Below are 17816 nucleotides of genomic sequence, written 5' to 3' on the forward strand. Positions count from 1 at the left end.
CCCACGATACTCCCGTGCCGCTCGCTGCCGATTCCCCACACCCACCCGCAAACCTCCAGCTCACAGAGGTGTTGCGACGACCGATTGAATCCGCCCAGTGCGCCCGAGTCACGCAGCGCGGGCAGCACCTTGTGGTGAACCGTCGACTCCTTCACACCTAGCCACCGGCCGAGCTCCGCGCCCCAGATCGACGACTGGTTGTCGTCCTCGCGGCCCTGCGGCGCCCGCGACTTTGCGTACAGCACCACCGTCGCCAGCTTCGGAGTGTCCTTCAGCCCGGCCACCGACGGATCCGCGAGCAGCGCAAGGACCGCGGCACGCAGCCGCAGCCGCATCCCCCGACCGAGACGCAGTGCGTCGTCCAGGCCGCTGTCACACGACTGCCCGAAGGCTGGCACTGACCGCAGGGGATCCCGCTGCCCGGGAGGCACGTCGACCGCGCCCGCGTCGTCGAGCGACGGACGCGGCTCGGGCACCATCGCGACGGCTGGCGTCGCCACGGTGCTCACGCGGGCATCCCGACAGCACGCGGATGCGGCGCCTCGGAAGGCCGCTCGCATGGCGATATGGCTGGTTGAACGGGAAACTGTGACCGGATAGACGGCGCAAAATACGCCAACCGGGCATGGTTGGGCTGACAAAGGGCAGCACGATGCTGCAACATGATTCTTGTCCTTCTCTCGCGCTGGGAGAGGGCATAACGAAGGGCCTTCTGGCGCTTCGTGGGTTCGCCGAGAACCGAGCTCGAACTGCGCGGTCGGCCGCTAACCGACTGGGCAGATCCTTCGGGTGGGCCTGCTAAGCCCTCCCGGTGGCGGGTGGGGCGCCATCAGCCGAGGTGACTGCTAATCACCTGGGTGGCCGGGCGTCCCTGGGGCGGCCAGAAGTCCTGCGCTGCAGGCGCCGCCCCTTGATGGCCTACCTCATGACTGCCCCCTCGACTTGAGAGACATGGGTGGCCGCATGCAGGACGAACACCCCGCCGAAGGGCCAGCTCGCGCTCACGCGCTGCTGGCACCACGGCGGGGTGTTGTGTTCTCGAAGCAGGATGCAGATGTCCTGAAGCATCTCGATCATCACATCAGGCTCCTGCTGTCGTGCAGCAACTTCAAAACTGCATCGCGTACACCTGGTGCCGCTGTGATCGTTGCTCCGGAGTTCAAGGTGTGGGGCGCTCCGTCCGTGTCCATAACCGCGCATCCGGCTTCGCGGGCGATACAGACGCCAGCGGCCATGTCCCATGGGTGATTACTCATCGCGATCGTGGCATCAACTTTGCCCGAAGCGACCCAAGCTAGGTCGACCGCTGCGGACCCGAACATGCGGACTCGGAGGGCTCGTTCAGCGAGCAGACGCGTAACGGCCAGCCGACTTCGGTTCCGCTCCTGCGCTGCAGCGCCGACTGCGTAGTCGCCGATTGAAACGATGGCCGCGTCGAGCGAGCTGGTGGAGCTTGCCTTCAGACGGGTATCCCCGTCGTAGGCACCATTTCCCTCAGCAGCCTGGAATCGGCGACGTAGGAAGGGGAGATCGATAATACCCAAGACGGAGCGGTCTCCCTGCACCAAGCCAAGGGACACCCCGCACAGCGGAAGGCCGTGAACGAGATTGGCTGTGCCATCTACGGGATCTAGTGCCCACGTCAGGTCGGCTCCGTCGATGTTTTCTCCGCCGCGTTCCTCTCCGAGGAAGCCGACCTCGGGAGTCTCCCGCCTCAGGAAGGTGCGCACTCTATCTTCTACAGCCAGATCGAGCGCAGACACCATGTCTCGGTCTCCCTTATCTGAGACATGGCCGATCGCCATCTCTCGGACTACCGTGGCGGCCTGGTCGACAGCCGAGGAGCCGATCTGCAGCAGTTCAAGCAAGTTCAGCGTCAACTCTCTCGCCTTTCCCACAGAGAGGAAAAGATCTGTTCGAATGTGCTGTACAGGCCGCCAGCAGCCCGGTGCTTCCGGATTAACAGCGTCGGTGAGTCGACACCGCGGACCTCCGGTAGGTAAGGCTGAGCCACACACAGTTGAGAGTCAACGAGAAGGATGTTGAAACGAATCGGCTCGTCGTAAACGCCAATCTGTAGGCGCTTTGCACCCTCGGCTGAGAGGCGGCCAGCCACACGCTCTTCCATGATGGTCAGGTTCATGGCTGTGAGCGCGGACAGTCGGCCTTCCGGGTAGCCTTCCTCGCTCTCGCGTTGAGCGATGAAATGGCCATAGGGCTTGAGGAACAGACAAGTCACGCTTGCCCCGGCCTCAATGATCTCGCGCAGTCGGGCCTCCGAGTATGTCTGGCAGAGCAGATTCAGCGACAGACCGGCGGCGCGGATATCTTGGGCGCTGTCCAGGATATCCGTGGGAGGGACTTTCGCCTGGAACTCTGACCGGCTTGCGTAGACACCGACAAGGTCTGCGAAACGGTCACCGACGATCTGTGTTAGGGCATCGGCACCATTACTGAAAGCAGGTGAAGCCTGACGTACTAACAGTTCAGCTGCCACGAGAACGTCACCAGGGGGCACTGCGCTGGTCTCCCACGCTTCGACCTGTTCTGCGCCGACCGGCCAGCCCAACATGGTGGCGAGCAGTGCAGCAAATTCGCTGCTGGACAGCCCCTTGGCCGCGCGGGCGGCAACCATCTGGTTGCGAGCTAGTTGCCCAAGGTCGGGTCGGTAAGACGCTCGGCCGTGAAGTGATACGACCTCAGCCCCAGACATTACAATCCCCCTCGCATGACTAGATCAGGTACCTGTGGCCTGACGCCCCGCCCCGCTGGTACTACTCCTGAGGGGCGCAGCATCCCGCGGATATGGCTGTCCCATTCTTCCGTACAGGTCGATCAACTGGGTCTGGAGGACGGCGACTACGCGGCGAAGTTCGGCTAGTTCCTGCCGGAACGCCTCAAGAGTCTGCGTGTCTGCCGTCTGAAGACCGTCGACTTGGGACTGAACGTCAGCGAGTCCGGAGGCGAGGCGCTCAAGCACCTGCTTCTCGTCTACGGCCTCCTTAGGCTTGGCTTTGACAAACACTCCCTTGCCTGGCTGTCCGTACAGCAGACCTTCCGAACGGAGCTCACTTACTGCTCGTCGGACGACGGTGCTGGACACGCCGTAGCGCTGGCCAAGGTTCGCAGTCGACGGGATCGGTTCCCCGACAGGGAGCCGGCCGTCTGAGATCTGACGGCGCAAGTCCTGCATGAGTCGGCGATACTCCGGCTGCCCGATCTCATCGCCCAACTGTGGGCCTCCCTTGTGTACCAGGTTATACAAGCTGTACCTAGTGGAGCACACCAACTCCCTCAGAACCAGCAGGGCATCGACGTTCTTCATCGGCTGTACCTCCTTGACAACCTTATACACATTGATGCACCTTGTGTTCAAGGTGCTCGGCAGTCTGAGTCCGGCAACTTCATATGTCTGGCTATCCGTGCTTACACGCCGGCCCGGGGTGACAAGTTCGACGCGGTCCCCTGAAGGCAACAGCCAGGTGCGCCGCCCGCAGCCGTTGCGCTGCCCGTCGGCCAGAAGCAGGGCCTTGTCCAGCTCCTGGCCGGCGGAGAACGCAACAGCAAGGGAGAGACCGATGCGTCACAACGGCCGTGCCCCGATCAAGGCCAGCAGCCTGCGACCCGAGCACCTCAACCTCCGGGAAGGCGAGACCCGCTCGGTCGTCTGCCCCGACTGCAACACCTGGCACCGCCTGACCCGTTCGATGATCCACCCGCACCGTGACGACGTGGAGCAGCCAAGGCCCGATGGCCGCCGCTACCGCGACGACGCCGACCAGGCCAAGCTGTCGAATGGCCGCCGCTGCCCCGGCAGCGCGCAGCGCATCGACATCGACATCACCCCCGAGTTGTGGAGCGAGCGCCTGCTCACGGCCGAGAGCACGGCCGCCGGGCGCCGCTCCGCCCGCCCGATTCACCAGCCACGCCCGCAGGCGGCCCCGGCGCCCGTCCAGATGCCCGCCGCCACCCGCCCGTTACGCGAGCAGCTCGCGGAACACCTTCAGAGCGACTGCGCCCGCTGCCGCGCCGGCCGCTGTGCCCGAGTCATCGAGCTGCGCCAGCGGATCCGCCGCAGTGCTCGGATCGTCGCCGCTCCGGCTGCCCCGATCTACGGGCAGCTGCGGACCGCCTTCCGCGAGCACCGTTCCTTGTGCACGCGGTGCAAGAACGGGACGCCGTGCGACGCCGGTCGGCAGCTCGCCGTCCGCATGACCGGGATCGCCCGGGACCACCTGTTCCGCACCTCCTGACCGAAACAGCGACGAACGACCACGGCCGTCCCCCCGGTGGGGGCGGCTGTGGCTGCTCGTACGGCAGCCAACACGATGACAGCCCCGGCGACTTGAGACCCCCGGGGCTGTCCAGGACCCGTATGGAGGACCTGATGCGAAACAGCATCGCACACCACCCGAGCGACTCCGACCCGGACATGGATGAGGCCCTGCGCCGCATCCGGCAGGGGAAGTGATCGGCATGGACTGGCGTCACAACGCGGTCTGCCGCGACGAGGACCCCGAGCTGTTTTTCCCATTCGGCAACACCGGCCCGGCACTCCTGCAGATTCAGGAGGCCAAGGCGGTCTGCTGCCGTTGCCCCGTCATCGAGCAGTGCCTCCAGTGGGCGCTGGAGTCCGGTCAGGACTCCGGCGTCTGGGGCGGGCTGTCCGAGGACGAGCGGCGCTCGATGAAGCGTCGCGCCGCCCGCCGTCGGCTCCAGGCGAGGAAGGCGGCTTCGGCATGACGGACGCCGACCGTCAGCGCCTGGAGGACGCGCTCCGCCGGACCAACGAGCAGCACGAGTTCGGTCGCCGCGCGCATGGCTGACGACCTCTACACCCGCTACATGGCGGCCGACCGGGCGCACCGTGACCACGAGCAGCAGTGCACGAGCTGCTCGCCCGAGGCACGGTGCGAGACCGGACAGCGCCTGTACGGCTCGTTCAACCGCCTCCAGGAGGCGTACCTCAACCGGCTCCGCAAGAGCTGACCGTACGGCGGGACGGGATCTCAACTCACCCCCCGACCCGCGCTCTTCCTCCAGGCCGGTCGCCCGCTGCACGAGCGGCCGGTCTTTCGCACGTCCTCCGCCCGGGAACGTCCCGGGTTCGCTTCCTCGCTCAGGAGAACCCATGGCGCGCACGATCTCGCTCAAGTCGCCGCTGGACGACACCGGCCTGCACCGCCGGCAGCCGGACTCTCTGTGTACGCACACCCCGAAGTGCCCGGCGGCCGACACCGCCCGCGTCGTGGCCGGCCACCCGGAGCAGGGGTGGAGCCTGCTGTGCAACGCCGTGGTGGTCTTCGATGACACCGGCGACCTGCTCCCCGACGGCCGGACCATCGCCCCGCACCGTCCTCTCGCGGTCACGGCCTGACGACTGCCTGATCCGCCCGCACCGGCCGCCAACCACGGCGGCCGGGTGGGGCGGTGACGGGGAGTCGGACAGTCCCGTTTCGCTCCCGCTCGGCGGGAGCCACGGACAGTTTCGAGCCGGCCCCCTGCGCTCCCCCGGAGCCGGCGCCCGCACCACTGGCGGCTGGCCTTTTGGTGCGCCCGGAGCGGGTGGAGCCGGTGCCAGTTTCGTGATCATCCGACCGCACCGACCGCCGCTTCGGGAGCGCGCCGCCGCGTTTCGGGAGCAGCCCCCGCCGTTTCGCGCGCGCCCTGAATGACCCCTTCTGGAGGCCCCCATGATGATCACCGACTGGCCGTGCACCGCGGCCGAACCCGACCCCGAGGCGGCTTCACCGGCCGCCGTTTCGGGAACACCTCAGCCGGTTTCGCGGACACCCGGCACCGTTTCGGACGTGCCGGAGTTCGTTTCGGAGACGGAAAGCGGAACCGGAACAGACACCTCCACGGCGAAGCTGACCGGCACCCAGAAGTGGACGGCTGCAGCGATCGTCGTCGCCGCGCTCGCCCTCGCGGGCATCGGCCTGTACCTGTCCTTCGAGCATGTCGCGGACTTCGCCTACAAGGAGCTCCGCTTCGGCTCGCTGGGCAAGGGCCAGCTGTTCGCGGTCGGCGTCGACGTCGGCATCATGGTGATGATCGCGGTCGACTTGCTGATGGCCTGGCTCAAGCGCCCCATCGGCTGGATCCGCTACCCCGTGTGGCTGCTCACGGCCGCAACGGTCGTCCTCAACGCCGCGTCCGGCGCCCCGCAGGGGGCCTGGAAGCTGCTGGACTACGTCGCCGCCGGCGCCCACGGTGTCGTGCCGGTCCTCTTCATCATGGTGGTGGAGCTGGGCCGCACCTCGATCGACCGTGTCGTCCGGCCTGACCAGGAAGAACGCGACTCGATCCCGTTGCTGCGGTGGATCCTCGCCCCGGTCGCGACGGCCCGGATCTTTCGCCGGATGCGGCTGTGGGGCGTCACCTCCTACCCGGAGATGATCCGCCGCGACCAGCAGCTCATCGCGTACGAGCAGTGGCTCAAGCGCAAGTACAAGGGCGACATCTCCCAGGCATCCGAGGATGAGCTGCTGCCGATGACGATGGCCCCCTACGGCTACACCGTTGACCAGGCCCTGGCGATGCCCGATGAGCAGGAACAGGCAGCTCAGGAGCGTGCGGAGGAAGCCGAGCGCCGCCGCCTGGACGCGGAGACGCGCAGCGAGGTTGCCAAGGCGGAGTCCGAAGCCGAGCGGCTGCGCGCCAAGGGCAAGGTGGAGCTGGTTCAGGCGGAGGTCGACGGCCAGACCGGCCAGGCCCGCGCCCACGCCCGGGCCCAGGTCAGCGCCGCAGAGCGGGCCGCAGCGCTGGAGAAGGAGGCCCTGGACAACGCGGTGGTCGCCGAAGCCCGAGCCCGCCAGGCGGAGGCGGAGCGCAAGGAGGCCGACGAGTACGAGGCCAAGGCCGCCGCGGACCTGCGCGCGGCGGAGCTGGAGCGGCAGGCAGCCGAGAAGCGGAAGCTCGCGGCGGAGGCCGACCGGGTCGCCGCGGCGGAGGCACAGGCGATCGAGACCCGGACCATTGCCGAAGCCCGCGAGGCTGCTGCCGAAGCGAACCGGCGTGCTGCCGAAATGGAGAGGGCTGTTGCCGAAACGCAGCGCGCCGCCGCCGAAGCCGCGCGCAAGAAGGCTGAGGAGGAGCGCCTCCGGGAGGTCGCTCTCGCTGACGCCGCGCGCGCCAGGTGGGAAGCCGCCGAAGCCGAGCGGGCTGCTGCCGAAGTGCGGCGGGCTGCTGCCGAAATCGAGCGGCGCGCGGTCGAAGCCGAGGACGTCGCGAAGCTCAAGCCGCGCGAGCGGGCGGTCCGCCGGGTCGCCCGGATGATCCTTGTGGCCGGCGGTGAGGCCGACCGGCTGCCGCTGGCCGACATCCAGCACGAGCTGGCGGTCGCCTCCCCCGGCACGGCCTCGGAGTACCGCCAGGAGGCAGCCGAGTTGCTCGCCGGCGGCTATCGCCTCTGATTCACCGTCCGGCACCACCAGTGAGGGCCAGCCCATCGGAAGTGGGCTGGCCCTCACTGTGACTGCCGGAAGCAGTCACAGCCCCACCAGTACACCAGGAGGAATCCCCGCCGTGAACAGTAACAACGACCCGAACCACTGCCCTCTGCGCGGCGTCGCGCAGAGCCCGGAGGCAACCGCCCGGTACCTGGCCGACGTTCAGCGGGTCCTGCTGGACATCGGTAAGAACCTGGAGACCCTCGCGATCGAGACCCGCGTGCACCTGCGCGATACGCACGTGGAGGGCGACCGCTGGTATCACGCCAGGCTGCGCGCGATGCCTGTCGAAAGGGCCCTCGGGCAGGTTCTCAGGAACCTGAACAGCCTGACCTCGGGCCTGGAAAAGAGCGCCTATAAGCGCCGCGCCCACGATGAGGCTGTTGTGAATACAGTCAAGGACAGGAAGGAAAAGGAGCTGGAAGGGCAGCGGAAGAAGAACCCGCCGACGCTCCAGGTCGCACCCAACCCGCCGCAGCAGGGTGAGCAGAGTCAGAATTCCGGATACAGTGGTCCTACGTCGATTTATGACCTCGGTAGGGAGTCGGCGTGATGCGCCCCCTCAGCAGTGCCGAACGCTCGATTCAAGGGCGGAACGGCTGGCTGCAGGAAGAAGAGCGCAAGGCGATCGAAAGTCGCGGCGAGATCGGCCGGATGGAATTCTGGCTCCGCGTTACTCGGTCCGAAATCATCAGGGAAATCAAGGCTGGTCGCGGCGATGTGATCACCGCGTTCACGCTGGTCTGCCGTCTCTTCAAGCTGGTGCTGGAGAAGCGGCAGGTGGGCGACCCGCGGCTGTTCGACCACCTCATGCAGTACGCGGACACCGTCCTGAAGCAGCACGGTCCGCATAACTGAGTGTCGCCCCCGAAGGCCCCGCCGGGCTCCGGCGGGGCCTCGCGCGCGTAAAGCGTGCACACGTGCACGTGCACGCGCGTACACACGAGACCCCACTGTTTGTCAAGTCCCCTGGAGGGGGGTGCACCGTGTCCGACGAGTCCGACGACACCGGCGGTGGAACGCTGGTCCGCGGCCCATGGAGCGGTGATTCCACGTGCACGCTGCCGCCGATCCCGGATTTCATCGACACCATTCCACCACCGGAAGACATTCCGGAAGCTCCCCCAGAGCGTCCGGAGGAGACGACGATGGAGCTGCCGACGATTCCGGCCGTGCCGGACCCGGCAATGGCGCTGCGTTCGGACGGAATTTCCCCGCCTGATCCGGATGATGAAGCGGATATCGAGCTCGACAGCGAATACGTTCAGCCGCGTTCTCTCGCTGACCGTCTCGGTGACTGGCTGGAATTCCGGCTGGAAATGGCGCGGGCCAATCACGAAAGCGAAGCTCCTTTCCGTGAGGCTGAAATAGCGCGGAAGGCGGCGCTGCTGGAGGGCCGCACCGCGCAGGAAGTCGCGATGATGGAGCAGAACGGAAAGCTCCACGCCGCGATGATGAAAGCGAAGGGTGACAAGGCGGCTGCGCGCGGAAAGGCGGATGCCGCCGGCACGAAGTCGTCCGGCTCCGGCCTGGGGGCGGACAAGGGCCGCTCGAAGGCCGGCGGCGGGGGCGGGTCCTCGCGCGGCGGTGGCGGCGGCGGGCCCTCCCGCAGCAACTGGAGCCCGGGGCCGAACCGGTCCGGCGGCTCGCGCGGCTCCAACTCCGGTGGCCCCGGTGGGCGTTCGGGGTCCGGTTCGACCGGGGGCGGCGGAGGCGGCAAGGGCGGCGTGAAGGGCTCTGACCGGGCCTCTGGCGGCCATGCAGCCGGTTCTGGGCGCAGCGGTTCGTCCGGGGGCTCGAAAGGTTCTCAGACGGGCTCTGGCAGCTCCGGCCGTAACAGCGGCGGGAGTTCGAGGGGCGACGGTGGCCCGGCGTCCAGCGCCCGTGCCGAGCGGGCCCGTGGCCGCCAGGAGCGTGCCGGGGTCCGGCAGGCCGGGCGGCAGGAACGGCGCAGCGCCGGGCACGCCGCCGGTGTCGCGGACCGGGCCAAGGACCGCGACCAGGCCCGCGCGCATCGGCAGCAGGCGTGGGAAGACCGCCGAGCCAAACGCCAGGAGCGCGACGCGGCACGGAAGGCGAAGCGGGAAGCCGCGACGTCGGCCACGCCGGGCCGCACCACGCTAGGCCAGGCCGTCGGCGAGGAAGCCCAGCGCCGCTGGGACAAGCGCCGCGCCGACGCGAAGGATGCAAGGGACGGCAAGGCCGGCACCGAGAAGGTGAGCCTGACCAAGGACAAGGACTCCAAGGCCAAGGGCACCGACGGGGAGACCGCCAAGGACGGGAAGACCGCCAAGGACGACCCTGATGGGGGCTCCAGCGCTGCGAAGGACGGGAAGACCGCCAAGGATGGCCCTGGTGGGGCCTCCAGCGCTGCGAAGGACGGCAAGGCGAGCGATGCGCCGGGCACCGGCTCAACGGCCGGTGACGGGGCGTCTGACGGCGCGAAGAAGCGGCGTCGGTTCCGGCGTCGGCGCACTGATGGCACGGGCGGGGCCGGACGGCGTGGACGTATCCGCAGCACCAGTGGGACGGGAGGCCGTCGTTCGGGTCGTGCCGGTCGGCGTGGCCGTCCGGCGGACAGCCCGTTCGGCGCGGAGGACTCCACCCCGACGGTGGAGTGGCCCGACCGTCCCGCCCGCCCGCCGCGCACCGACGCCAAGGGCGAAGACGGCATCGTCGACGCGGATATCGTCCCCGACGAGCCCGCAGCTGCCGCGCCTGGCGTGAGGGTCCTGCCGCCCGCGCCGGAGAAGCACACCGCACGGCCCGGCACCAGCCGGCCGACCAGCACGGAAGGAAGCAGTGTGAGCAGCTCGGAGGTCAGCAGGCCGTCCGGGGCGGGCAACTTGGGGGCCCAGCACCGTACGGACATCACGTTCGACGAGTACCTGATGGAGATGGCGAATATCGCCATCCAGGCCGCCTCCGATCAGGAGCGGGCCGAAGCCCTCGCGGAGGCCCTGGACAAGGTCGCCGACGCCCTGCGGGACATGGCCGCCGACCTGATCGGCGACCACAACGTGGCCACCGAGGTCACCGAGCTGATCTCGGACCTGGCCGATGCTGCGGCCCGCATGAAGCAGCAGGCGGAGCGGTGCGCGACCGAGTGCGGGCTGGCCCTGGAGGCCGCCAAGCTTGCGGCCGCGATGGTGGCCCGCGTGTACGGCGAGGACATGGCCGCGAAGGAAGACGCGGGCCTGAAGTACACGTCGGCCGCCGCCCACCACGACTAGGACGAGGGAGGAATCCCGCTGATGAGCAGCGATCTCGCGCCCCGCCCCAGCGGCGCGGTGCCCGCGCCGGCCGACGGCGACAACCGCTATAAGGCCGTCCAGGCCAAGCTCGATGCCCTCGGGCGTGCGCTCGACGACGCCGGGCTCGGCCTGGAGGAACTCGTGCGCAGCGTCAAGAGGAACGCCAAGCGTGCCGAGGACGCGGCCCGTGACGTGGCCAATGCCGAACTCGACCCGAAGTTCGTGGAGCTGACCAGCAACGTCGGTGTCGCCCTCGGGGGTGCCGGGGTGCAGGTCAAGGAGCTGCACGACACCGCGCAGGAGACCGCCGACCTCGCTTACGAGACCAAGCGGACGCACTCGAAGTTGTACGGGGTGCTGGATGACCTCCGCTCGGGTCGGTGCGAGAGGACGCCCAGGCCCGGGTTCTTCAACCGCTGATTCCTACTCCCCCACCCATCCCGCCACGGGCGGCCCCGCGATCTGCGGGGCCGCCCGTGTTCGTCCCCCGAAGGAAGAGCCGGTGTCCACGCCGCGCAGTGTCGCGCTCGAACGCCTCGCCTACACCCTCGCCGCGCCCGTGCTGGCCGTGGCCCCGAACCTGTACCCCGACAGCTCCGTCAACCAGGTCGTGCAGGTGGCCGGCGCGGTCGGGATCGGCGGTATCTTCCTCGCGGCCAAGAGCGATGAGCCCGGCGCCGGACGCAAAATTTTGCGCTGGGCGCCGCTGGTCCTGGCCGCCGCCGTCGACGTCGCCGCCGGGCACACCAGCGGCTTCGGCCCGTACTGGCTGGACGGGCTGCTCGCCGCCGGATGGGCGGCGGCCGGCTACCTGGTGATGCCGTTTGCCCGGCACACCCGCCGCCGTCACCGCCCCGCCTTCGCGGCCCCCGTCCCGCAGCCGGTGCTCGCCGAAGCTCCCGAGCCGTCCCCGGCGCGACCGGACGACGGCGCTGACCTGCTCACCCGGGACGCGCGGGTGCTGTGGGAGCAGGCCGGGATGCCCGGCCGTACGCACATCGTCAAGGCCACCCGGCACCCCGGGCAGCGGCACGACATGACGATCCTGCTGCGCGCCTCGGAGACCGGACGGCCGATCACCGGTCTCACGGAGGCCGCGGTCGCCGCGCCGTTCGGCGTGCACTCCAGCGACGTTGTCCTGGCGGAGGTCGCCATCCAGCCTGGCCGCCAGGGCGGCCCGGGCTGGATGGAGGCCCGCATCACCCCCGACGCCAACCAGCGGCGCCGTAGCAGGCCGACCGCGCAGGAGCGCTGGACGGATCGGGTCGGCGGGCCCAAGGGCGGTGCCCCCGGCTCCGAGCTGGTCTACAAGACCCGCGACGACGCACGCGGGGTGACGTTCTACCGGGCGAAGATGGCCGACTCCACCGAGACGCCGCGCATCGACGTGGCCAAGGTCTGCCGCGCGTTGGGCCTGCCCGAGGACGACTCCTGCGTGTTCGTCCTCATCGACGGCTCGGAGTTCCTGATCAGCGCGTTCGACACCCCGCCGCTCAGCGCGATCTTCCCCGCGACCCGCGAGCTGCTCACCCCGGACGCCAAGGGCATGTACGTGTGCGGGTTCACCATCACCGGTCAGCCGGTGAAGACCATGGTGTACCAGCACGACAAGAACGCCCCGGCCCACGGTCTCACCCTCGGGGTGTCCCGGTCGGGCAAGACGCAGTTCTTCGCGATCAACATGGCCGCCCAGTCCCTGGATGGCCAGGTGGTGTGGCTGTCCACCGTCCGCAAGGACGAGAAGACGACCACGCTGGGCCGGTACATCGACCGGCAGGGCTCGACCGCGTTGTGGATGGCCCGCTCCCTGCGGGCGGCGAAGGCGCTGTGTGAGATCAGGGCGGAGATGCCCTGGCCGCACGACGGTCAGCCGCACGATTACAAGCCGGGCGATAAGCGCTGCCCCTACCGGCAGTTGAACGTGTACGCGGATGAGTTCATGACCGCTGCCCAGGATGGGGACTTCGGCGAGTTCATCCAGAAGGACGGCGAGGACCTCACGGTCACCGGGCTGAAGTACGGCATCGGCTTCAACCCGGCCGGCCAGTCGCCGTTCGCGCACAACGGGTTCTCCACGGAGATGAAGGACAATCTGCGGCAGAACAGCCGGCCGGTCATCTTCAACATGGGTTCGCCCGGCGCCACCCGCAAGGCGGCGGAGGGGACCATGGAGAACGCCTACGACGTGCCGACCATCCCGGCCCGCTACTCCCGCAGCGAAGGCTCCGCGATCGAGCGGGCCATCAAGGGCGAGGCCGACCCGGAGAACGGCGTCTCCACCGGTGGCGTCGCTGTGATCGTCCTCGACAACGGCCGCGCCGTGCTCATGCGGTCGCTGTACGCCGACTTCGACACCGACCTCTCCAACCTGTTCCCCGACGAGGTTAACCGGCTCACCGACTACGAGATCGCGGAGTTGGACAAGCGCGACCTGTGGTTCGACTGGAACGAGCCCATACGGCCCGGCGAGTTCTGGCCCGAGCCCGACGAAGACGACGGCGGCGACGGCAAGTCCCGCCGGCGCGGCGGCGGAGGCAAGGGCGGCGGCGGGCGCGGCCCCAAGGGAGGCCGTGGCCGCTCCGAGCAGGTCGCTTCGCCCCGCCAGGCGCTGGAGGCCATCAAGAGCCTCACCGACGCCTGATCACACCACCCACCCCGGGGCCGCGCGGTCGGCCCCACCCGACCCCTTGTGAAGGAGCACCACCCGCCGTGACCCTCTCCATCTCCGCCGCCGTGCTGCTGGGCATCATCGTCTTCGTCCTGCTCAAGGGCGGCTACGTCCGCGTCGGCTCCGCACTGGCCTGCACGCTGTTCGGCTTCACCCTCGCCGCCACCGGCCTGGCCCCGACCATCAACAGCGGCCTCGCCTCGCTCGCCGGACTGATCTCCAGCTTCTGACCCGGGGCGGTCCGGCCTGCTTCCCCAACCCTGCTGCAAAACGCCGATATCTGGCGCATGCTCTTGTCGAACCCCACCACGATCACGGGGAAGGACAAGGGCATGGCTCACCTGCACTTCACCTGCTGGGACTGCGGCGAGGACTGCGTCGTACATGGCGAAGACTGTGACTGCTGTGACCTGGTCGACGTCCCCGCCGAATGGGACTGCTGGAACTGCGGGGCGCTGAACTACACCCCCGACTAAACACCCGCCGCAGGCAGCAACGACTCCAGCACCGACCACTGCTCATCAGAAAGCTCCCCATGCCCCACACGGCGATCATCACCGTACGAGGCGTGGACCGGAACCCTGACCTAAAGCACGGCATAGATGTGCTGTCCGGACAGGTTGGTGACGCGACTGGCTGGAGTGTGGCCGCTGATGCCGGTGTGGGGTCGGTGATAGTCACGAGCCCAGGTTGTGGTACATGACATGCAGACCGACCGGACCCAGCGTTGGATGCCGGAACGCGCCGGGAACGGTGCCGATCATGGCGAACCCGAGACGCTCATACAGCCTGACCGCTGGTGCGTTGGAGGCCGCGACGGCGTTGAACTGCACGCCGGCGAATCCACTGCTTCGCGCCCAGTCCAGCAGATACTCGCCCAATGCTTGGCCGACACCCCGACCGCGAGCCTCCGGCGCGACCATGAAGTTTCCGCTGGCGATGTGCGAACCCGGGCCTGGCCGGTTGGCGTACATGTTGGAGGTGCCGAGTACGCGCTGGTCCTCAACGGCCACTACGACGTGCCCTGGCGGCGGTACCACCCACAAGTCGTGCGCCTGCACCTCAGTTTGTTGCGGGTCGTAGCAGAAGGTGTCCCCCCTACGGATGATCTGCTCGACGATCGGCCAGACCTGCGGCCAATCAGGCTCCTCGAACGTTCGGATCTCCATCTGCGTGAGATTAACCAACGGTGTGTGGCACTCCCACCGAGTATTTCCGGTGGCGTGCTGTCGACCAGACTGCTCACTGGCGACGGAACGAGTTCGCCACGCGGCTGTTCACGCCCGCAGCCTCCGGTTGGTACCCGAGGAAGGCGCCGCAGGAGTCTCGGCCTGTTCCCGTGCTCGCGGACCCGTGGCCCGGCGTGCCCGTACGGGTGAGGGCAGCCCAAGGCCGGGCAGAGGCGTGCTGGGGCCCCAGTGGCGAAGGGACTTACGCCCCACACGGCGATCATCGCCGTACGAGGTGTGGACCGGAACCCCGACCTAAAACACGACCTATACAGCCCGCACCACGCACGACGCCGAAGGGTGCCGCCGGAGTTGATCTGGCGGCACCCTTCGCCGTTGCGCGCGGCCATTCCCCCGCGCCCTCCCGGCCGCCACGGCCAGGAGGGCGCTCCCCTTCCCGCGCGTTCGGAGAAAGCCGATGGACCCCCTGCACACCCAGTCCGGCATGCCCGAGTCCGAGGCCGCGGCCGAAGCCCGCCGCCTGCTCGACGAGTGGGCGGGCAAGCCAGTACGTCACCACCCCACCTCGTTCCGTGACGACACCGAGCCGCCGGCCTTCGGTACCACCCCGCCGGTGAAGCAGGAGGACCAGCGGATGGTCCCGGCCTGGGCGGCCGGGATCGCGGTGGCCTCCGTCGGCGTCGGTGCCGGGGTTACCGGCATCGGCTGCGGCGCCTGGCTCGTGCTGCAGGGCCTGTCCTCGGTCACGTTGAACGGCGTCCTCATGGTCACCCTGCCGCTCGCTGGCCTGGCCATGGTCGCCACTGCCATCGGCGGTGCGATCAGCAGGGCGCGCTCCGCCGTCACCAGGAACGTCTTCGAGGGTCCGGTCACCCACTACACCGAGATCCACAACAACAGCACCACGCGCGGGGCGTTCTTCGCCCGCACCCGCAACGAGATCCGCTGACCGACTTCGGCCAGCCCGCTACCGCTCACCACCGACTCAGCGAAGGAGCAGCTTCACCATGCCCAGCAACGACAGGCAGATGAACGGCCAGCACCGCCCGAACAGCATCCTCGACCTGTCCGAACTGCCCCCGCCCCGCAAGGACAAGCTGCGGCTCGCACGGCTGCGCACCGCGTGGAAGAAGTCCTGGGAGGAAGGCGGCTTCCTCTTCCAGCGTTGGGAAGAGGTCTTCCGGGCCTGGCACGCCAGCTGGCACGAGATCGCCAACTGGATCAAGGCGGCCGCACTGATCGCCGGGGTCAGCCTCATCGTCATGATGGTGGACACCGCCGGTGACATCGCCAGCGCCACCCTCAGGGGCCTGTCCGCTGTCTCGGCCTCCAACGCCGGTGACGGCAGCGTTCTGTGGGGCACGATTGACCACCCCATCCGGGTGTTCCTCGCCAGCCAGGCCGCCCACCTTGCCGTCGCCCCCGCCGCTCTGTACGCGTTCTGGCAGCTAGCCGGACTGCTCGGATTCATCGGCGGCTTCCTCGGCAGCGCCGGCGCCCGCATCGCCTGGGTGCTGTTCGGCATCGGCAGCCTCGCCATGGTCTGGTCCGCCTCCCCGGCCGGAGGCCGCGCTGCCGCCACCGGGTTGGCCGCCCTCATGTGGGCGCTGGCGAGCATCTTCGCCCTCCGCGGCCTGACCCTGCGGCCCATCGTCCACAACCACCCCCCGCAGTTCCAGCCCCAGTTCAACCCCGCCCTCCACCTCCACGCCACCCTCCCCTCCCCCACCCCGCCGAGTGACGACTTCGGCGACGAACCCGACAACATCCACCCGCTCAAACGCTGACCTTCACCCGCTCCGCCCGTTCCAGCACCGCCCGCCTGATGGCGCCGCCCGACCTTCCCCGGGACGCCTGCCGCCGGGTCCTCACCGAGACCTGGCAGCAGGCGCCGGTATCGACTTCTACTTCATTGCGAAGTCTTGGATGAAGGCCGACGACATCGACGCCCGCGAGCTCGTCGCGATCCAGCGCGAGCTCCAGGAGGACGTCGACGTCCCCGGCGGCCTCTTCCCCGTACTCGCGCAGCTGGTAGCACCGCTGAACCGCCGGGCGGAGCAGCTCGAGCCCGACCGCTACGGCGACGGCGACGCCTCCTGCCACCTACACGAAGCCGCCGCCCTGCTCACCGACAACGCCGGGCAGCGCCTGACCTGGGCCGCCCGCTCCCTCGACCCGCAAGGAGACGTCCAATGACCTCGGTGTTGTACCCGGAACTGCCCGACCACGCGCTGATCGTGCTGATCGGCGCCTCCGGCGCAGGCAAGTCCACGCTCGCCCGCACCTGGCCGGCCTCCCAGGTCCTCTCGCTCGACGCTCTGCGCGGCGTGGTCAGTGACTGCCCCGGCCGACAAGACGCCACGGCTGATGCCGCTGACGTCCTCAAGCTGATCCTGGAGCGCCGGATGGCCCGGGGACTCAACACGGTGATCGACGCGACCAATTGCGAGCAGCACATCAGGGTGGAGCTGGTGATGGCTGCCAATCGGCACGGCATGCCGACCGTCGCCATCGTCGTTGCCACACCGCTGGAGGTGTGCCTGAAGCGGCAGGGCCCGCGCCCGGACAACCGGCGCGTACCCGAGGACGTCGTCTGCGCCCAGCACCAGGCGATGCTGCACTCGCACCAGCGGCTGGCCGCCGAAGGCTTCAACACCATCGTCTTCGCCGACAACCTCCACCGGCTGGAGCCGTTCCTCGCACGCCTGTCTGCTGTCCGCGAGGCCGACCTCGGGCGCGACGGCAGCGAGGGCCTGGGCAGCCTGCTCCTGGTCCGCCGCTTCTTCGGGCCGGAGATCCTGCCGCTGTGGCAGTGGCGGCCCGGCTCGGACCTGGTGACCGGCCGGGACCGCGTCGCCGAGATCCGCCTCGGCGAGCAGCACCTCACCCTCGCCTTCCGCGACGACGTCGACGGCGAGGGCGACTTCGGCTTTGACGTCCTGCTGCCCTGCCCCTTCGATCAGGAGTGCACCGGGCAGGCGTGGGCGCCCGTCTACTCGATCACCGACCTGCACAAGGCGCTGACCGGCGCCATGGACAGCGACCCGGACATCGTCTGCACCGTCCACGGTGGCTTTGACGACGTCGACCAGGAATGCGGCGACCACGACCTGGACGACGCCCCCGAGGGCCGCGCAGACCTCGAGGCGCAGTACGCGGACGCGGTGACGCGAGCCGCGCCGCCGACGGCCCGCACCCGCCCCCGCATCCCCGGCCGAACTCCCGGCCGGGGATGAGTGGTGGCACGGCTGCG

General features: G+C 68.8%; 21 protein-coding genes and 2 pseudogenes. 17 read left to right on the forward strand and 6 right to left on the reverse strand.

What is annotated here, in order from left to right; genetic code table 11:
• The 5 genes and pseudogenes from ACZ7HQ_RS40980 to ACZ7HQ_RS41000 form a co-directional block, all read right to left on the reverse strand.
• A pseudogene (locus tag ACZ7HQ_RS40980) lies at window positions 1-509 on the reverse strand (hypothetical protein); the annotation flags it as partial.
• A 409-nt stretch (window positions 510-918) separates the two neighbouring features.
• A complete protein-coding gene (locus ACZ7HQ_RS40985) occupies window positions 919-1077 on the reverse strand; it encodes a hypothetical protein (protein ID WP_471001488.1) in 159 nt (52 codons plus the stop codon).
• Complete coding sequence (locus ACZ7HQ_RS40990) at window positions 1077-1880, reverse strand: inositol monophosphatase family protein (protein WP_471001491.1); 804 nt, start codon at window positions 1878-1880, stop codon at window positions 1077-1079. The genes ACZ7HQ_RS40985 and ACZ7HQ_RS40990 overlap by 1 nt, the downstream gene beginning before the upstream one ends.
• A complete protein-coding gene (locus tag ACZ7HQ_RS40995; RefSeq protein WP_471001494.1) occupies window positions 1877-2635 on the reverse strand; it encodes a DUF5919 domain-containing protein in 759 nt (252 codons plus the stop codon). The genes ACZ7HQ_RS40990 and ACZ7HQ_RS40995 overlap by 4 nt, the downstream gene beginning before the upstream one ends.
• Window positions 2636-2737: 102 nt before the next feature.
• Window positions 2738-3325 (reverse strand): GntR family transcriptional regulator, encoded by a 588-nt coding sequence (locus ACZ7HQ_RS41000; RefSeq protein ID WP_471001497.1) that lies wholly within the window; start codon window positions 3323-3325, stop codon window positions 2738-2740.
• A 253-nt stretch (window positions 3326-3578) separates the two neighbouring features.
• On the opposite strand from ACZ7HQ_RS41000, the gene ACZ7HQ_RS41005 reads away from it, so the two are divergent.
• From ACZ7HQ_RS41005 to ACZ7HQ_RS41060, 12 genes are all read left to right on the forward strand, one after another.
• On the forward strand, window positions 3579-4253 hold the full coding sequence (locus ACZ7HQ_RS41005; protein WP_471001500.1) for a hypothetical protein: 675 nt from the start codon (window positions 3579-3581) through the stop codon (window positions 4251-4253).
• A 223-nt stretch (window positions 4254-4476) separates the two neighbouring features.
• Window positions 4477-4743 carry a WhiB family transcriptional regulator gene (locus tag ACZ7HQ_RS41010; RefSeq protein ID WP_471001503.1) on the forward strand — a complete coding sequence of 89 codons (267 nt, stop codon included), beginning with the start codon at window positions 4477-4479 and terminating at the stop codon, window positions 4741-4743.
• 75 nt (window positions 4744-4818) lie between these two features.
• Entirely contained in the window at window positions 4819-4989 is a 171-nt protein-coding gene (locus ACZ7HQ_RS41015) for a hypothetical protein (RefSeq protein ID WP_471001506.1), read from the forward strand.
• Between the two features lie 211 nt (window positions 4990-5200).
• Window positions 5201-5377, forward strand: coding sequence for a DUF5999 family protein (locus tag ACZ7HQ_RS41020; protein ID WP_471001592.1), 177 nt, complete (start codon window positions 5201-5203; stop codon window positions 5375-5377).
• Window positions 5378-5810: 433 nt separating this feature from the next.
• Window positions 5811-7415 carry a DUF2637 domain-containing protein gene (locus ACZ7HQ_RS41025; RefSeq protein ID WP_471001509.1) on the forward strand — a complete coding sequence of 535 codons (1605 nt, stop codon included), beginning with the start codon at window positions 5811-5813 and terminating at the stop codon, window positions 7413-7415.
• Window positions 7416-7527: 112 nt separating this feature from the next.
• Window positions 7528-8004 (forward strand): hypothetical protein, encoded by a 477-nt coding sequence (locus ACZ7HQ_RS41030; RefSeq protein ID WP_471001512.1) that lies wholly within the window; start codon window positions 7528-7530, stop codon window positions 8002-8004.
• Window positions 8004-8309: a hypothetical protein gene (locus tag ACZ7HQ_RS41035; RefSeq protein ID WP_471001595.1), complete on the forward strand. Its 306-nt coding sequence runs from the start codon at window positions 8004-8006 to the stop codon at window positions 8307-8309. Before ACZ7HQ_RS41030 ends, ACZ7HQ_RS41035 begins: the two co-directional genes overlap by 1 nt.
• 560 nt (window positions 8310-8869) lie before the next feature.
• The gene (locus tag ACZ7HQ_RS41040; protein ID WP_471001598.1) at window positions 8870-10684 is read left to right on the forward strand and encodes an ATP/GTP-binding protein; all 1815 of its coding nucleotides are present in this window, start codon (window positions 8870-8872) and stop codon (window positions 10682-10684) included.
• A 21-nt stretch (window positions 10685-10705) separates the two neighbouring features.
• Complete coding sequence (locus ACZ7HQ_RS41045; protein WP_471001514.1) at window positions 10706-11125, forward strand: conjugal transfer protein TraB; 420 nt, start codon at window positions 10706-10708, stop codon at window positions 11123-11125.
• An 82-nt stretch (window positions 11126-11207) separates the two neighbouring features.
• Window positions 11208-13346 carry a chromosome segregation protein ParM gene (locus ACZ7HQ_RS41050; protein WP_471001517.1) on the forward strand — a complete coding sequence of 713 codons (2139 nt, stop codon included), beginning with the start codon at window positions 11208-11210 and terminating at the stop codon, window positions 13344-13346.
• Window positions 13347-13414: 68 nt separating this feature from the next.
• On the forward strand, window positions 13415-13603 hold the full coding sequence (locus ACZ7HQ_RS41055) for a hypothetical protein (RefSeq protein ID WP_471001520.1): 189 nt from the start codon (window positions 13415-13417) through the stop codon (window positions 13601-13603).
• Window positions 13604-13705: 102 nt separating this feature from the next.
• A complete protein-coding gene (locus ACZ7HQ_RS41060; protein WP_471001523.1) occupies window positions 13706-13849 on the forward strand; it encodes a hypothetical protein in 144 nt (47 codons plus the stop codon).
• A gap of 201 nt (window positions 13850-14050) precedes the next feature.
• On the opposite strand, the gene ACZ7HQ_RS41065 is transcribed toward ACZ7HQ_RS41060, so the two are convergent.
• Window positions 14051-14542, reverse strand: coding sequence for a GNAT family N-acetyltransferase (locus ACZ7HQ_RS41065; protein ID WP_471001526.1), 492 nt, complete (start codon window positions 14540-14542; stop codon window positions 14051-14053).
• A 56-nt stretch (window positions 14543-14598) separates the two neighbouring features.
• On the opposite strand from ACZ7HQ_RS41065, the pseudogene ACZ7HQ_RS41070 reads away from it, so the two are divergent.
• The 5 genes and pseudogenes from ACZ7HQ_RS41070 to ACZ7HQ_RS41090 all read left to right on the forward strand — a co-directional run.
• Window positions 14599-14815, forward strand: a pseudogene (locus ACZ7HQ_RS41070) (LacI family transcriptional regulator); the annotation flags it as partial.
• Between the two features lie 205 nt (window positions 14816-15020).
• The gene (locus ACZ7HQ_RS41075; protein WP_471001529.1) at window positions 15021-15512 is read left to right on the forward strand and encodes a hypothetical protein; all 492 of its coding nucleotides are present in this window, start codon (window positions 15021-15023) and stop codon (window positions 15510-15512) included.
• A gap of 58 nt (window positions 15513-15570) precedes the next feature.
• The gene (locus tag ACZ7HQ_RS41080; RefSeq protein WP_471001532.1) at window positions 15571-16350 is read left to right on the forward strand and encodes a hypothetical protein; all 780 of its coding nucleotides are present in this window, start codon (window positions 15571-15573) and stop codon (window positions 16348-16350) included.
• 139 nt (window positions 16351-16489) lie between these two features.
• Window positions 16490-16759 carry a hypothetical protein gene (locus ACZ7HQ_RS41085; protein ID WP_471001534.1) on the forward strand — a complete coding sequence of 90 codons (270 nt, stop codon included), beginning with the start codon at window positions 16490-16492 and terminating at the stop codon, window positions 16757-16759.
• Entirely contained in the window at window positions 16756-17799 is a 1044-nt protein-coding gene (locus ACZ7HQ_RS41090) for an AAA family ATPase (protein WP_471001537.1), read from the forward strand. The genes ACZ7HQ_RS41085 and ACZ7HQ_RS41090 overlap by 4 nt, the downstream gene beginning before the upstream one ends.
• Window positions 17800-17816: the final 17 nt, after the last annotated feature.

The organism is Streptomyces sp. NPDC037290 (assembly GCF_055603245.1).

What these genes read in the sequence shown, in the direction of transcription:
- ACZ7HQ_RS40985 (WP_471001488.1), bottom strand. Translation starts at nt 1,077, where the DNA reads ATGATCGAGATGCTTCAGGACATCTGCATCCTGCTTCGAGAACACAAC.
- ACZ7HQ_RS40995 (WP_471001494.1), bottom strand. Translation starts at nt 2,635, where the DNA reads ATGGTTGCCGCCCGCGCGGCCAAGGGGCTGTCCAGCAGCGAATTTGCT.
- ACZ7HQ_RS41000 (WP_471001497.1), bottom strand. Translation starts at nt 3,325, where the DNA reads ATGAAGAACGTCGATGCCCTGCTGGTTCTGAGGGAGTTGGTGTGCTCC.
- ACZ7HQ_RS41005 (WP_471001500.1), top strand. Translation starts at nt 3,579, where the DNA reads ATGCGTCACAACGGCCGTGCCCCGATCAAGGCCAGCAGCCTGCGACCC.
- ACZ7HQ_RS41010 (WP_471001503.1), top strand. Translation starts at nt 4,477, where the DNA reads ATGGACTGGCGTCACAACGCGGTCTGCCGCGACGAGGACCCCGAGCTG.
- ACZ7HQ_RS41015 (WP_471001506.1), top strand. Translation starts at nt 4,819, where the DNA reads ATGGCTGACGACCTCTACACCCGCTACATGGCGGCCGACCGGGCGCAC.
- ACZ7HQ_RS41035 (WP_471001595.1), top strand. Translation starts at nt 8,004, where the DNA reads ATGCGCCCCCTCAGCAGTGCCGAACGCTCGATTCAAGGGCGGAACGGC.
- ACZ7HQ_RS41040 (WP_471001598.1), top strand. Translation starts at nt 8,870, where the DNA reads ATGATGGAGCAGAACGGAAAGCTCCACGCCGCGATGATGAAAGCGAAG.
- ACZ7HQ_RS41045 (WP_471001514.1), top strand. Translation starts at nt 10,706, where the DNA reads ATGAGCAGCGATCTCGCGCCCCGCCCCAGCGGCGCGGTGCCCGCGCCG.
- ACZ7HQ_RS41060 (WP_471001523.1), top strand. Translation starts at nt 13,706, where the DNA reads ATGGCTCACCTGCACTTCACCTGCTGGGACTGCGGCGAGGACTGCGTC.
- ACZ7HQ_RS41065 (WP_471001526.1), bottom strand. Translation starts at nt 14,542, where the DNA reads ATGGAGATCCGAACGTTCGAGGAGCCTGATTGGCCGCAGGTCTGGCCG.
- ACZ7HQ_RS41075 (WP_471001529.1), top strand. Translation starts at nt 15,021, where the DNA reads ATGGACCCCCTGCACACCCAGTCCGGCATGCCCGAGTCCGAGGCCGCG.
- ACZ7HQ_RS41080 (WP_471001532.1), top strand. Translation starts at nt 15,571, where the DNA reads ATGCCCAGCAACGACAGGCAGATGAACGGCCAGCACCGCCCGAACAGC.
- ACZ7HQ_RS41085 (WP_471001534.1), top strand. Translation starts at nt 16,490, where the DNA reads ATGAAGGCCGACGACATCGACGCCCGCGAGCTCGTCGCGATCCAGCGC.
- ACZ7HQ_RS41090 (WP_471001537.1), top strand. Translation starts at nt 16,756, where the DNA reads ATGACCTCGGTGTTGTACCCGGAACTGCCCGACCACGCGCTGATCGTG.